At 65.3% G+C, this 13,177-nt stretch carries 14 protein-coding genes; 8 read left to right on the forward strand and 6 right to left on the reverse strand.

Features of this window, described 5'->3' with window-relative positions; translation table 11 throughout:
- Positions 1–17: 17 nt before the first annotated feature.
- Both ACFB49_RS19825 and ACFB49_RS19830 read left to right on the forward strand, forming a co-directional pair.
- The gene (locus ACFB49_RS19825; protein WP_380873111.1) at positions 18–689 is read left to right on the forward strand and encodes a TerC family protein; all 672 of its coding nucleotides are present in this window, start codon (positions 18–20) and stop codon (positions 687–689) included.
- 140 nt (positions 690–829) lie between these two features.
- Positions 830–1,159: a hypothetical protein gene (locus ACFB49_RS19830; RefSeq protein ID WP_380873112.1), complete on the forward strand. Its 330-nt coding sequence runs from the start codon at positions 830–832 to the stop codon at positions 1,157–1,159.
- 22 nt (positions 1,160–1,181) lie between these two features.
- Here ACFB49_RS19830 and ACFB49_RS19835 read toward each other — a convergent pair whose 3' ends face one another.
- The 3 genes from ACFB49_RS19835 to ACFB49_RS19845 are packed head-to-tail and all read right to left on the reverse strand — an operon-like array spanning position 1,182 to position 3,306.
- Positions 1,182–2,162, reverse strand: a complete 981-nt coding sequence (locus ACFB49_RS19835) for a quinone oxidoreductase family protein (protein WP_380873114.1) — start codon at positions 2,160–2,162, stop codon at positions 1,182–1,184.
- A complete protein-coding gene (locus ACFB49_RS19840) occupies positions 2,159–2,851 on the reverse strand; it encodes a dienelactone hydrolase family protein (RefSeq protein WP_380873115.1) in 693 nt (230 codons plus the stop codon). Before ACFB49_RS19840 ends, ACFB49_RS19835 begins: the two co-directional genes overlap by 4 nt.
- Before the next feature lie 2 nt (positions 2,852–2,853).
- On the reverse strand, positions 2,854–3,306 hold the full coding sequence (locus ACFB49_RS19845; protein WP_380873116.1) for a methylated-DNA--[protein]-cysteine S-methyltransferase: 453 nt from the start codon (positions 3,304–3,306) through the stop codon (positions 2,854–2,856).
- A 64-nt stretch (positions 3,307–3,370) separates the two neighbouring features.
- Between ACFB49_RS19845 and ACFB49_RS19850 the strand changes: the two genes are divergently transcribed.
- Genes ACFB49_RS19850 through ACFB49_RS19875 form a run of 6 tightly spaced genes read left to right on the forward strand, consistent with a single transcriptional unit; the run spans position 3,371 to position 9,132 of the window.
- A complete protein-coding gene (locus ACFB49_RS19850; protein ID WP_380880044.1) occupies positions 3,371–3,607 on the forward strand; it encodes a DUF6489 family protein in 237 nt (78 codons plus the stop codon).
- A gap of 10 nt (positions 3,608–3,617) precedes the next feature.
- Entirely contained in the window at positions 3,618–4,910 is a 1,293-nt protein-coding gene (gene mnmE / locus ACFB49_RS19855) for a tRNA uridine-5-carboxymethylaminomethyl(34) synthesis GTPase MnmE (RefSeq protein ID WP_380873117.1), read from the forward strand.
- Between the two features lie 55 nt (positions 4,911–4,965).
- Complete coding sequence (gene mnmG, locus ACFB49_RS19860) at positions 4,966–6,822, forward strand: tRNA uridine-5-carboxymethylaminomethyl(34) synthesis enzyme MnmG (protein ID WP_380873118.1); 1,857 nt, start codon at positions 4,966–4,968, stop codon at positions 6,820–6,822.
- Positions 6,819–7,457 (forward strand): 16S rRNA (guanine(527)-N(7))-methyltransferase RsmG, encoded by a 639-nt coding sequence (gene rsmG / locus ACFB49_RS19865; RefSeq protein ID WP_380873120.1) that lies wholly within the window; start codon positions 6,819–6,821, stop codon positions 7,455–7,457. The genes mnmG and rsmG overlap by 4 nt, the downstream gene beginning before the upstream one ends.
- Positions 7,454–8,242 (forward strand): ParA family protein, encoded by a 789-nt coding sequence (locus ACFB49_RS19870; RefSeq protein WP_380873122.1) that lies wholly within the window; start codon positions 7,454–7,456, stop codon positions 8,240–8,242. Before rsmG ends, ACFB49_RS19870 begins: the two co-directional genes overlap by 4 nt.
- On the forward strand, positions 8,239–9,132 hold the full coding sequence (locus ACFB49_RS19875) for a ParB/RepB/Spo0J family partition protein (protein WP_380873124.1): 894 nt from the start codon (positions 8,239–8,241) through the stop codon (positions 9,130–9,132). The genes ACFB49_RS19870 and ACFB49_RS19875 overlap by 4 nt, the downstream gene beginning before the upstream one ends.
- Here ACFB49_RS19875 and holA read toward each other — a convergent pair whose 3' ends face one another.
- The 3 genes from holA to leuS are packed head-to-tail and all read right to left on the reverse strand — an operon-like array spanning position 9,133 to position 13,171.
- A complete protein-coding gene (gene holA / locus ACFB49_RS19880) occupies positions 9,133–10,161 on the reverse strand; it encodes a DNA polymerase III subunit delta (protein WP_380873125.1) in 1,029 nt (342 codons plus the stop codon).
- Positions 10,158–10,655, reverse strand: coding sequence for an LPS assembly lipoprotein LptE (gene lptE / locus ACFB49_RS19885; RefSeq protein ID WP_380873127.1), 498 nt, complete (start codon positions 10,653–10,655; stop codon positions 10,158–10,160). The genes holA and lptE overlap by 4 nt, the downstream gene beginning before the upstream one ends.
- Complete coding sequence (leuS, locus tag ACFB49_RS19890) at positions 10,652–13,171, reverse strand: leucine--tRNA ligase (RefSeq protein WP_380873129.1); 2,520 nt, start codon at positions 13,169–13,171, stop codon at positions 10,652–10,654. The genes lptE and leuS overlap by 4 nt, the downstream gene beginning before the upstream one ends.
- Between the last annotated feature and the right edge of the window lie 6 nt (positions 13,172–13,177).

Genomic DNA, 13,177 nt, shown 5'->3' on the forward strand with positions numbered 1-13,177 from the left:
TCCGCTAAAGGCCGCACATGCTCGAGCTCTGGCATCATATCGTCAACGATTTCGCCAATATCGGTTCGCCGTCGGCGCTGGCCGCCTTTGGCCAGGTGCTGATGATCGACATCATGCTGGCGGGCGACAATGCGATCGTCGTCGGTGCGCTGGCTGCCGGCCTTCCGGCCGATCAGCGCCGCAAGGTGATCATGATCGGGATCGTCGCGGCTTTGGTGCTGCGGATCGCCTTCGCGCTCGTCGTCACCCAGCTCATGCAGATCGTCGGCCTGATCTTCGCCGGCGGTCTGCTGCTGCTCTGGGTATCGTGGAAGATGTATCGCGAGCTTCACCCGGCTGGCGGCAGTCCCGGCTCGCCCGAGATCCATGGCGACGAGAGCTCGGGCGTCAAACCGGCCAAGAGCTTTGCCGCAGCCGCCTGGGCGGTTGCGGTGGCGGATGTCAGCATGAGCCTCGACAATGTGCTGGCGGTCGCCGGCGCGGCGCGTGAGCATCCCGGCATCCTCATCGTCGGCCTGATCCTGTCGGTGGCGCTGATGGGCATCGCCGCCAACTTCATCGCCAAATATATCGAGCGTTACCGGTGGATCGCCTATGTCGGCCTTGTCGTGATCCTCTACGTCGCGGTGAAGATGATCTATGATGGCTGGATCGACCCCAGCGTCGGCGTGATGCACCTGTTCGGATAAGGGCTTCGCTCCCGACATACCCTTCCGCACGAGCGGCCTAGCACCAATAGATTAGTCGGCTGTGCGATGGTGCAATCGCGCGGCGCGGCAGCGAAGCGCATCTTCCCTCCATGGGCTCGGAAGCCTGGATGGAGGAAATGATGCGCACGATGTTCGCTCTCTATGCGGCCGCAACGCTGCTGCTGTCCGCGGCCCCTGCCGCCGCCCAGTCCAATCATACGCCGGTGCGGTCGACGATCGTTCTTGTCCACGGGCAGCTCGATGATGCGTCGACGTGGAGTGATTTGCTGACCGATCTGTCGGCGGGCAATCAGACCTCCATCTCGCTCGATCGCCGCCAGGCGCGCCTTGGCCGTGACGATGTTTCTGACGTCGCCCGTTCGATCAGCGCCCAATTGGCGCCCGATGGGCGTCTCTATGGCGACCGGATCGAGATGGCAGCGGCCGGCGGCCTACCGCGGGTCCGCTGACGACGCGCCGACCGGCTGCGGCTCAAGGAAGCAGAACCGTCGATCCAGTGATGGCGCGTGATTCCAGTGCGCGGTGGGCGTCGGCCGCTTCCGACAGGGCAAAGCGCTGGCCGATATTGGCCTTGATCGCGCCTTTTGCGATCAATCCGAACAGCCGTTCGGCCGCCGTTCGACGGTCGGCTTCCTCTTCCAGATAGTCGAACATCGTCGGCCGCGTCAGGAAGATCGAGCCTGCGTGCAACAGGTCCAGCGGCGACACCGCCGGCACCGGCCCGGAAGCGTTGCCATAAGTTACCAGGATGCCGCGCTTGGCGACGCTCGCAAGCGACGCCGCCCAGCTGTCCGCGCCCACGCCATCCAACACGGCATCGACACCGCGGCCCCCGGTCAGTTCACGCACCTCGCTGGCCAGGGTGTCGAACGGAGCGGACAGCGCATGATCGGCGCCGGCCGCTTTCGCGCGGTCTGCCTTGGCGGCGCTACCGGTATGGGCAATCACCTTGGCATCGATCGCCTTCAGCCACGGCACCAGGATAGATCCGACACCGCCGGCTGCGGCGTGGACGAGTACGCTCTGCCCCGGCTGGACGCGCGCGACGCGCTCGACCAGCATCCAGGCCGTCAGCCCTTTCAACAGCATTGCCGCGGCGTCTTCCGCGCTGATCGCGTCGGGCAGGGGATAGAGTCGTCCGGCTGCCTCCAACCCATGCGTGGCATAGGTGCGGGGGCCTTGCGCGACATAAGCGACCCGCTGGCCGATCAGGGCAGCATCGACGCCTTCGCCCACGGCTTCCACTATGCCGGCCGCTTCCGAGCCTAGTCCCGAGGGAAGAGAGAGCGGATATAGTCCGCCGCGATGATAAGTGTCGATGAAGTTGACGCCGATCGCTTCATGCCGAACGCGCGCCTGGCCTGCACTGGGGGAGGGGAGCGCGATATCCTCGCGCTCGATAACTTCGGGTCCACCGGCTTGGCGGATGATCATCCGCCAGGCGTCGCTCATGCCAGATGCTCCGCAAAGAATGCGGAGGTCCGCCCATCCGCCAGCGTCGCTGACGCTTCGTCGCGCCGCTTGCCGAACTGCGTCGCGAAGCCGTGATCTAGCCCCTCATAATCGTGGAGCGTGACGCGCGGGTGGCTGTCCAACCCTTCATGCATCTTGTTCTGCACCTCGGGCGGGACGAAACCATCGGCGGTGGGAATGTGCAGCATCAGCGGCCGTGCGATTGCGTGGCTTTCATTGAGCAGCCCGTCGATCCCGACGCCATAATAGCCGACGCTCGCATCGATATCGGTGCGGGTCGCCGTCATGTAAGCGAGCCGTCCGCCTAGGCAGTAGCCGACCGCGCCCACCTTGCCGCCGCCGGCCTTGGCGCGAGCCGCGCGGATCGTCGCCTCGATATCCTCGATGCCTTTCTGCTGATCGAATTTGGGGAAGAGATCGAGTGCCTGCTGGAGCTGCGTGTCGGGATCGAGTTCGATTCCCGGCTCGATCCGCCAGAACAGATCGGGCGCGACCGCCAGATAGCCCTCATTCGCCAGCGAATCGGCCTTGTCGCGAATGCCGGCATTGATGCCGAACACCTCCTGGATGACTATCACCGCCGCTTTTGGCGTGCCGGATGGCTCGGCGACATAGGCCTTGAAGCTTCCGCTGCCGTCCAGCGCGTCGATCGTAATCGTGCTTCCCATGTTCAGCCTTTCCTTCGTTCATGTTCGAGCAGCCAGATCTTGGTCTTCACGCCCTCGCCGCCAGTATAATGGCCGATCGCCCCACCGGCACCGAGCACGCGATGGCATGGCACGATGATCGGCAGCGGATTGCGGCGGCACGCTTGCCCCACCGCGCGGGGCGAGGAGGAGATGCGGCGTGCGATCTCACCATAACTCGCTGTACCACCGGCGGGAATCGCCGCGATCGCGGCGCGGTGCACCTCACCTCGCGGTGACGTCAGCGGTTCAAGCGGCAGGTCGAAGATGTCGAGTTTCCCGTCGAACCAAGCGCCAAGCTGGCGCAGCGCCTCGCGCAGCAGTGGGTTGGCATCCTCGGCCATGTCGGACTGGCCGATACGGACGCCGGTCAGCGCGGAATCATTCGCGGAGACGAGAATCGGTCCGATCGGGCTCTGGAGTGTTGCGTGCGACATGGACCCTTCTCCCCGAACGCTTTACCAGCATGAACAGCGCTCGCTCAAGCAGGGGACGGTGGATATGAAGATCAGCGTCGATGTCGATTGCACGCCCGAAGAGGCCCGTCGTTTCATGGGTCTCCCGGATCTCAGCAGCGTCCATGAAATCTATGTGGAAAAGATGCGGCGTACGATCGAGGAAGGCATCACACCCGACTCGATTTCCACACTGATGCAGAACTGGGCGCCGATGGGTGAGGCGAGCATGAATATGTGGCGCCAGCTCTTCGACCAGATGGGTGGGCCGAGCAAGAAGTGACAGGTCGAACGTGATCGGCGACGACTCCACGATTTTTGCGCTGTCATCGGGATCGCCACCGGCAGCCATCGGGGTGATCCGCATCAGTGGCCCGCGCGCGGCTGCCGCGTTGGAAGCGTTGTCCGGCCCTTTGCCTGCGCCACGCATCGCTGCGGTCCGCTGGCTCGTTGATCCTCGTAATAATGAGCGGCTGGACCGGGCGCTGGTGCTCTGGTTCCCTGGCCCGCGCACCGCCACGGGCGAGGATCTCGCCGAACTCCACGTTCACGGCGGACGCGCAGTGGTCGATGCAATCCTTGCAACGCTCGACGTTTTGCTCGGCCTGCGACCCGCGATCGCCGGTGAGTTCACACGGCGAGCCTTTGCCAATGGGGTGATCGATCTTGCAGCGGCGGAGGGGCTCGGCGACCTCCTGACCGCCGAGACCGAGGCGCAGCGTCGCAATGCGATGGCGTTGATGGGCGGCGTTCTCAGCCGCAAGGTGGAGGCGTGGCAGGGCCTGATCCTTGAGGCTTCGGCGGGCGTAGAGGCCTTGCTCGATTTTGGCGATGAGGATGACGTCGATGCGACGGGCGAGGAGAGGGCGCGCACCCTTGCAAGCAGCGTCGTCGCGGATATCGAGACGTTGCGGGCGGCGCCCCCGGCGGAGCGATTGAAGGACGGCGTTCGCGTCGTGTTGGCCGGCCCGCCCAATGCCGGCAAGTCGACTTTGCTCAATGCGCTTGCTGGGCGGGATGCCGCGATCGTCACCGACATTCCCGGCACGACGCGCGATCTGATCGAAGCGCCGGTGTCGCTCGACGGTTTGGCCTTGTTGTTGATCGATACGGCGGGTCTGCGCGACGGAGACGATCCCGTCGAGCAGATCGGTGTCGCGCGGGCGGGAGAGGCCATTGGCAACGCTGACATCCTGCTGTGGCTCGGCGATCCGGTGGATGCACCCGAGGCTCTTGGCCTGATCCGGGTTGGCGCCAAGAGCGATCTGGCCGAAGTGCCGTCGGGTCATTTCGACGTGACGCTCTCGGCGCGTACGGGAGAGGGGATGGAGCAACTCCGCTCGCTGCTTCGCGAGCGTGCTTCGTCACTTCTACCGCGCGAGTCCGAGGTTGCGACCAACGCGCGTCAGCGGGCAGCACTGGACGATGCTTTGGACGGATTGAAGCTTGGTCTGTCGTCGCCGGACGTCCTGCTCTTCGCCGAGGGGTTACGGATCGGGCGCGTCGCGCTCGACAGGATCACGGGCCGGGCGGGGATCGAAGACGTTCTCGATGGGCTGTTCGGCCGCTTTTGCATCGGCAAATGATGTTCCACGTGGAACATCTTTGACTTGATCACTCGCGTCGCATAGCGCGCGGCCCATGCAGAGCTTCGATATCATCGTGGTCGGCGGCGGCCATGCCGGCACCGAAGCCGCGGCGGCCGCCGCACGAATGGGTGCGCGCGTCGCACTCGTATCAATGCGTCGCGACATGATCGGCGCCATGTCCTGCAATCCGGCGATTGGCGGGCTCGGCAAGGGCCATCTGGTACGCGAGGTCGATGCCTGCGACGGCCTCATCGCGCGGGCCGCCGATCACGCGGCAATCCATTATCGTATGCTCAACGCCAGCAAAGGCGCCGCGGTGCAAGGCCCGCGCGTCCAGGCGGACCGGCGCCGCTATCGCGACGCGATCCATCAGCTTCTGGCCGCCGAACCAACGCTCGAAATTGTCGAAGGTGAAGCCGCATCGCTGCTTTTGGAAGGTGTTGATGGGAAAGGTGTCGGTGGGCTGATTCTCGCCGACGGACGCCGGCTTGTCGCTCAGGCGGTCGTTCTCGCGACCGGCACCTTCCTCAATGCACGCCTGCATTTCGGCATGCGCAGCGTTGTTGGTGGTCGCGTCGGGGAAGGGGCGTCCGTTCCGCTTGCCGAGCAACTCCGTGCTCTCGCGCTGCCGATTGCGCGTTTGAAGACGGGTACGCCGCCGCGGATCGACGGTCGCACTATTGATTGGGCTGCACTTGAGCGCCAGGAATCCGACGTCGATCCTTGGACTATGTCGTCGCTTGGTCCAGGCCGTGTTGCGCCGCAACTGTTCTGCGCGATCAGCCGGACTACGCCGGAAACTCACGCCGTCATCCGCGCGGGGCTTGATCGCTCGCCGCTCTACGCAGGCGTTATCGAAGGGCAGGGGCCGCGCTACTGCCCGTCGATCGAGGATAAGGTCGTTCGCTTCGGCGATCGCGATGGCCATCAGATCTTTCTCGAGCCGGAAGGGCTCGACACGCATCTCGTCTACCCCAACGGTATCTCGACCTCGCTGCCGGAGGACGTCCAGAATGCGATGGTCCGCACCATCGCCGGCCTGGAACGCGCGCTGATCGTTCAGCCGGGCTATGCGGTGGAATATGACCATGTCGATCCGCGCGCGCTCGAAAATCGGCTCGCGGTGCGGGGCGTGACCGGCCTGTTTCTCGCCGGACAGATCAACGGCACGACGGGCTATGAAGAGGCCGCGGCGCAGGGATTGGTGGCAGGGCTATCTGCGGCGGCTGAGGTTGCCGGGCGGGAGCCGATGCGTTTCGACCGCGCCGACAGCTATATCGGCGTGATGGTCGACGATCTCGTTTTGCACGGCGTGACCGAGCCCTATCGCATGCTGACCGCGCGCGCCGAATATCGCTTACGGCTGCGGGCCGACAATGCCGGTGCGCGTCTCACAGGGGCCGCGATCGCCGCCGGCGCCGTCGGCCGTGAGCGGCGTCAATGGTTCGCCGATCGCCAGGTCCAACTCGATCGCTTGCGGGATGCAACCACGGTGCGCGTCACGGCCGATCGGCTTGCCGATGGCGGCGCCGGCGTGTCGCGAGATGGAAGCGTTCGCCCGCTCGCGGAATGGCTCCGCTTTCCGGGCGTTGATCGCGCGGCTCTGCTCGACGTGGCTCTAGAGCTTGCGGATGTTCCGGCCGATGTCGTCGAGGAATTCCGCACGGATGCGCACTACGCGCCCTATCTCGTGCGGCAGGAGGAAGAGATCCGCCGCCTGCGCGCCGATGAAGCGGTGGGGTTGCCCGATGATCTCGATTATGGTGCGATCGCTGGCCTATCCAACGAGATGGTCGAGCGGTTGGGGGCGGCCCGACCAATGTCGATCGGTGCGGCCTCCCGCGTCCGCGGGATTACGCCCGCTGCGCTGGCCGCTATCCTCGTCCATGTGCGGCGCCGCGCGGCATGACCGAGGATGAAGCCCGCGCGTGGATCGCGGCGCACTTCGATGTTTCACGTGAAACATTGGAAAAGCTCGACACCTTGGTCCGATGTGTGGTCGAGGAATCGACGCATCAGAATCTGATCGCTGCCTCCACTGTCCCAGCCATCTGGGCGCGCCATATCGTCGATTCCGCTCAGCTTCTCCTCTACGCTCGCGGGCCTTGGCTCGATCTCGGATCGGGCGCCGGTTTCCCCGGTCTCGTCGTCGCGGCGCTGACCGATGAAACCGTGACCGTGGTCGAATCGCGCCGCAAGCGCATCGACTTCCTCAACCAAACGGCCGAGCGAATGGGCGTCGGTGATCGCGTCTCCGTCATCGGCCAGCGCGTCGAGCTCGTCGAATCCCAGCCCTTTTCCATCATTAGCGCGCGGGCCTTCGCGCCGCTCGATAAGTTGCTCGATCTTGCCTTCCGCTTTTCCCGACCGGAGACAATCTGGGTGCTGCCCAAAGGGAAAAGTGCAAAAGCGGAACTGGATCAGGTGCGGCAGACGTGGCAGGGTGCGTTCCGGATCGAACCGAGCGTTACCGATCCCGAAGCGGGGGTGATCGTCGCTACTGATGTGAAGCCTCGAAAGATCAAGCCAGGGAAAGCGCGATGATCCGAATTGCGGTCGCCAATCAAAAGGGTGGGGTGGGCAAGACGACCACTGCGATCAACATGGCGACGGCGCTTGCCGCCACCGGTTTGCGCGTGCTGCTGATCGATCTCGATCCGCAGGGCAATGCCTCGACGGGCCTCGGTGTCGATCAGGCGGCTCGCGCCCGCTCCTCTTATGAATTGCTGACTGGCGATGCCAATGTCGTCGAAGCATCGATCGCGACGCGAGTGCCGCGGCTCGATCTGATCGCGGCGACGGTCGATCTTTCGGGCGCGGAGATCGAGCTTATCGATTTCGACAACCGCACTCACCGGCTCGATCTTGCGCTCAGCGAGGCGCCGGTCGACCGCTGGGATATCTGCCTGATCGATTGCCCGCCTTCACTGGGCCTGCTGACGGTCAATGCCCTTGTCGCCGCCCAGTCGCTGCTGGTGCCGCTGCAATGCGAATTCTTTGCGCTCGAAGGGTTGAGCCAATTGCTCACCACGATCGAGCGCGTGCGCGCGCGCTTCAATCCGGAACTGCGCATCCTGGGCATCGCACTCACCATGTATGATCGGCGCAACCGCCTCTCTGAGCAGGTCTCGCAGGATGTTCGTGCAACGCTCGGTCCCGTCGTCTTCCAGACGGTGATCCCGCGTAATGTCCGCCTATCCGAAGCGCCGAGCTATGGGGTTCCGGCCCTCATCTACGATTATCGCTGCGCCGGATCGGAGGCCTATATGGCGCTTGCACGTGAACTTATCGCGCGTCTGCCGACGCCGAAACCTGCGGTGGCCGCATGAGCGAGGATGCCGCCATCCGTCGTCGCCCGTCTGGCCTTGGCCGCGGGCTGTCCGCATTGCTGGGCGAAGCCGCGCGCGAGCAGCCGCTGAGCGAAGGCGAGGGCCGGGCGCCCGGCGTTCAGATCGTCGCCGTTGCCTCGATCCGGCCGCATCCGGGCCAGCCACGGCGCCATTTCAACGAAGAGGCGCTGGAGGAACTGGCGGCGTCGATCCGCATGCGCGGCGTGATCCAGCCGATCGTCGTGCGCCCACACGGCACCGGCTACCAGATCGTCGCGGGCGAACGCCGTTGGCGCGCGGCGCAGAAGGCGCAACTTCACGAAGTCCCGGTCATCATCCGCGATTTCAGCGAGGCGGAAACGCTCGAAGTCGCGCTGATCGAGAATATTCAGCGCGAGGATCTGAACGCGATCGAGGAAGCCGAGGCCTATAATCGCCTCATCCGCGATTATGGCCATACCCAGGAAGCGCTGGGCCGGCTTGTCGCCAAATCGCGCAGCCATGTCGCCAATCTGCTCCGCCTGCTCGAACTCCCAGCGCCGGTGCGCGCCATGGTTGCCGATGGCGCGCTGTCGATGGGCCATGCCCGCGCGTTGATCACCTCCGCCGATCCGGAGACGCTCGCGCGCGAAGTCGTCCAGCGCGGCCTTTCGGTGCGTGAGACCGAAGGCCTCGCCCGCAAGGCCAAGGGCGCGACCGGCAAGGCGGCCCCGATCGAATATAAGAGCGGCGATTCGGATATCGCCGCGCTCGAACGCCAGTTGGGCGATATGCTGGGTCTGAAGGTCACGATCCAGCATCAGGGGCAGGGGGGCGCGGTGACGATCACTTATTCCTCGCTCGATCAGCTCGACATGATCTGCCAGCGGCTGAGCGGCGAACCGATCTGATCAGCGCATCCGGTGCGCGGCGCGCGCGAGCGCCATGATCTCGGACTCCACGGCGATACCGCCCGGCCCCCCCGATCGCATCACCATCCGCCCGGCCTCCGCCATCCGGCCGAGTGCGGTGGCGAGCGCTTGCGGGCTCCAGCGGACGAGCAGGCGGGCGACCTTGTCCTTTTCCTTCCAGAACACCGCGCGGCCTGACGGGCCGGCCATTACCGCCTCGATCGACTGGCCCTCGGCCACTTCGGCGCGCAGCTGGGTGAGCAGCAGAAGCTGGCGCTGAAAGGCGCGAACGATCGGGATCGCATCCATCCCGATCCCTATCAGCCGGGCTAGTTCGGCATCCGTCGCCGCCATGTCACCGCCCAACGCCGCATCGACCAGCCGGGTGAGATCGCCTTCCTCGCTATCGGCACCGAGCGCATCGATCGCGTCCTCGTCGAGCTCGCGCGGGCGCTCGGGCGCGGCATCCAGAAAGGCCGCGAACTTGGCGATTTCCTGTTCGAGCACCGCGCGGTCATTGCCCGCTGCGGCTGCGAGCCGACGCGCCACATCGGGGCGGAGTTGCAGGCCATGGTCGCGGCCGAGCGCGATGGCGATGCGATCGGCGTCGCGCCCCTCAGGCACATAGCTGGCATAAGCCATGGCTGCGTCGCTCGCCGTCGCAAGCTTCAGCAGCTTCGAATCCTTGCGCAGCGCTCCCGCGACCGCGACCACCGGATTGCCGGCCTGGGGCAGCGCCAACAGCGCGTCGACGGCATCCAGGATCTCGTCACCCGCCGGATCGATCCAGATGTAGCGGGGACCACCGAACATCGAGATCGCGGCGGCCTCGTCGGCCAGCAGGGCAGGGTCCGCCTTCAGGCTACCAGCGGCCAGATCGATCTTCTCGGCATCGGCGCCCAGCGGCTTGGCGATGCGCTTCGCCAGCGCGCGCGACGCGGATTCGTCGGGGCCGTGCAGCAGGTAAAAGCGGGTCGCAGGATCGGCGCGGTCGAGCGCCTGTTCTACCTGCCGCTGAGTGGCCTTCATTGCCCCGCTTGGGTGCGCTGGGCGTAGAGCGCGAGCCGGGTGACGATCTGGTCGGCAATCTCGTTCGCGAGATTTTCGAGCGCGGTCTGCTCCGCGGCGATCGTCGCATATTCGGAGCTGACGACGTCGATGCCGGCGTCCGATCCGGCCGTCGCGTCGAGCACCACCGTCGAGCCGTCGATCAGCTTGTAGCGCGCGCGCAAGGTCCGCCGTTCACGTGTCACCGCGTTATCGTTGCGCACGCCGAAGCCGATGAGCTGGTCGTCCAGCTCGATTTCCAACCGATAGCGGTTCTGCCCGCTGCCGCTTGCCGCCAGCCGGTCGTTGATGGCATTGCGGACCAGCCAGCCCGCCTTGCCCGCGATCGGCGCCACTTCGACACCGTTGAGCGACTGCGCGACAGCGCCCTGGCTGCCGCCGGAATAAAGCGGCTTGAGGCCACAGCCCGGCAGCGTCAGCGTGGCCGCCAGCAGCAAGGCAAGCCGCAGCTTCATGCGACGAGATTCACCAGCCGGTCGGGCACGACGATCACCTTCCTGGGTTCCCTGCCCTCAAGCAGGCGGATCACCTTGTCCGAACCGAGCGCCAGCGCCTCCAGAGTGGGCTTGTCGGTGCCCTTGGGCGCGGTCAGCGTGTCGCGGAGCTTGCCGTTGATCTGGATCGCGATCGTCACCTCGTCATCGACCAGCAGCGCCGGATCGGCCACGGGCCAGGCGGCATCGGCGACGAGGCCCTGCTCACCCAGCAAGCTCCAGGCTTCCTCGGCAAGGTGCGGCACCATCGGCGCGATCAGCCGGACGATCGTGCGAGCCGCAGCGTCCCGTGAAGCCGACGGCTGCGCCTTCTCGATCGCGTTGGCGAGTTCGTAGAGTTTGGCGACCGCCTTGTTGAAGGACAAAGTCTCCACATCCTCGGCGACGCCGGCGATGGCGCGATGCAGTTTGCGGTCGAGGTCCTTGTCCTCGCCCTCTGCTCCGGCGGTGCTGCCGGCGATCCGCCACAACCGCTGGACGAAGCGCCACGCGCCCTCGATGCCCGCCTCGCTCCAGGCGAGATCGCGCTCGGGCGGGCTGTCGGACAGCATGAACCAGCGCACCGCGTCCGCGCCATATTGGTCGACGATCGGCCCCGGATCGACGACATTCTTCTTGGACTTGGACATCTTCTCGACGCGGCCGAGCGTCACCGCCTCGCCCGTGTCGACAATCATCAGCGCACCGCTCTTGTTTTCGACTTCCTCCGGCGAAAGCCAGCGGCCGTCCGGCGCCTTGTAAGTCTCGTGCGTCACCATGCCCTGCGTGAACAGGCCCGTGAACGGCTCGGCGACGTCGATCTGGCCGATCCGCTGGAGGGCACGCGTCCAGAAACGCGAATAGAGCAGATGCAGGATCGCATGTTCGACCCCGCCGATATATTGGCCCACCGGCAGCCATTGCTCGGCCACCGTGCGATCGAACGGCTTGTCGCTCGGCGCGCTGGCGAAGCGGATGAAATACCAGCTTGAATCGACGAAGGTGTCGAGCGTGTCGGTTTCGCGTCGGGCCGGCTTGCCGCAGCTCGGGCAATCGACATGTTTCCAGGTCGAATGGCGATCGAGCGGATTGCCGGGAATGTCGAAGCTGACATCCTCCGGCAGCACCACCGGCAACTGGTTCTTCGGCACACCCACCGGTCCGCAGGCATCGCAATGGATGATCGGGATCGGCGTGCCCCAATAACGCTGGCGCGAAACGCCCCAGTCGCGCAGCCGCCAGACGGTGGTGCCTGTGCCCCAGCCTTCACCCTCGGCGCGGGCGATTACTGCGGCTTTTGCTTCCTCGACACCCATGCCGTCCAGGAAGCGTGAATTCACCAGCTTGCCGGGGCCTGTATAGGCTTCGTCCTGAACGGGGACGGAGGCTTCCTCGGGTGTCGGCGCCACGACGCGTTCGACCGGCAGCGCATATTTGCGGGCGAAATCCAGGTCGCGCTGGTCATGCGCCGGGCAGCCGAAGACGGCGCCGGTACCATAATCCATCAGCACGAAGTTCGCGACGAACAGCGGCAGCTTCCACGTGGGATCGAGCGGGTGGATCACCGAAAGGCCGGTGTCATAGCCCTTCTTCTCGGCCGTCTCGATCTCGGCCGCGGCGGTGCCGGTGCGGCGGCAGTCGTCGGCAAAGGCGTGGAGTTGCGCGTCCCGTTCGGCCAGCGCCAGCGCGATCGGATGATCGACCGAGATTGCCGCGAAGCTCGCGCCGAACATGGTGTCGGGCCGCGTCGTGAACACGTCGAAGCTGTCATGCCCTGCCGCCGGTGTCTCCAGCTTGAAGGTGAAGCGCAAGCCCTGGCTCTTGCCGATCCAGTTTTCCTGCATCAGCCGCACCTTTTCGGGCCACTGGTCGAGCGCGGACAGGCCCTCCAGCAGCTCGTCGGCGAAATCGGTGATCTTCAGGAACCATTGGCTGAGCTTGCGCCGTTCGACCAACGCGCCCGAACGCCAGCCGCGGCCGTCGATCACCTGCTCGTTGGCGAGCACGGTCATGTCGACCGGGTCCCAGTTGACCGCGCTTTCCTTGCGATAGACCAGGCCTGCCGCATAGAGATCGAGGAACAGGGCCTGTTCCTGGCCATAATATTCGGGTTCGCAGGTGGCGAGTTCGCGGCTCCAGTCGAGTGCGAAGCCCAGCCGCTTCAACTGCGCCTTCATCGCCGCGATATTCTCGCGCGTCCACGAACCGGGATGGACCTTCTTTTCCATCGCTGCATTCTCGGCGGGCATGCCGAAGGCGTCCCAGCCCATCGGGTGGAGCACTTCCATGCCCCGCATCCGCCGGAAACGGGCGAGCACGTCGCCCATCGTGTAATTGCGGACATGGCCCATATGGATGCGCCCCGAAGGATAGGGGAACATCTCCAGCACATAGCTTTTGGGCTTGGGGCTATTGTCGTCGGCGCGGAAGGTCTCGCGCTCGTCCCATACCGCCTGCCAGCGCTTGTCCGCGGCCTGCGGGTTGAACCGCGTGGTCATGGTCGC

The sequence above is a fragment of the Sphingomonas sp. DBB INV C78 genome, from assembly GCF_042693015.1.
GTDB lineage: Bacteria > Pseudomonadota > Alphaproteobacteria > Sphingomonadales > Sphingomonadaceae > Sphingomonas_E.

Excerpts from the sequence above, each read along its gene's own strand:
- ACFB49_RS19825 (WP_380873111.1), top strand. The coding sequence starts at position 18 with ATGCTCGAGCTCTGGCATCATATCGTCAACGATTTCGCCAATATCGGT.
- ACFB49_RS19830 (WP_380873112.1), top strand. The coding sequence starts at position 830 with ATGCGCACGATGTTCGCTCTCTATGCGGCCGCAACGCTGCTGCTGTCC.
- ACFB49_RS19835 (WP_380873114.1), bottom strand. The coding sequence starts at position 2,162 with ATGAGCGACGCCTGGCGGATGATCATCCGCCAAGCCGGTGGACCCGAA.
- ACFB49_RS19840 (WP_380873115.1), bottom strand. The coding sequence starts at position 2,851 with ATGGGAAGCACGATTACGATCGACGCGCTGGACGGCAGCGGAAGCTTC.
- ACFB49_RS19845 (WP_380873116.1), bottom strand. The coding sequence starts at position 3,306 with ATGTCGCACGCAACACTCCAGAGCCCGATCGGACCGATTCTCGTCTCC.
- ACFB49_RS19850 (WP_380880044.1), top strand. The coding sequence starts at position 3,371 with ATGAAGATCAGCGTCGATGTCGATTGCACGCCCGAAGAGGCCCGTCGT.
- mnmG (WP_380873118.1), top strand. The coding sequence starts at position 4,966 with ATGCAGAGCTTCGATATCATCGTGGTCGGCGGCGGCCATGCCGGCACC.
- rsmG (WP_380873120.1), top strand. The coding sequence starts at position 6,819 with ATGACCGAGGATGAAGCCCGCGCGTGGATCGCGGCGCACTTCGATGTT.
- ACFB49_RS19870 (WP_380873122.1), top strand. The coding sequence starts at position 7,454 with ATGATCCGAATTGCGGTCGCCAATCAAAAGGGTGGGGTGGGCAAGACG.
- ACFB49_RS19875 (WP_380873124.1), top strand. The coding sequence starts at position 8,239 with ATGAGCGAGGATGCCGCCATCCGTCGTCGCCCGTCTGGCCTTGGCCGC.
- holA (WP_380873125.1), bottom strand. The coding sequence starts at position 10,161 with ATGAAGGCCACTCAGCGGCAGGTAGAACAGGCGCTCGACCGCGCCGAT.
- lptE (WP_380873127.1), bottom strand. The coding sequence starts at position 10,655 with ATGAAGCTGCGGCTTGCCTTGCTGCTGGCGGCCACGCTGACGCTGCCG.
- leuS (WP_380873129.1), bottom strand. The coding sequence starts at position 13,171 with ATGACCACGCGGTTCAACCCGCAGGCCGCGGACAAGCGCTGGCAGGCG.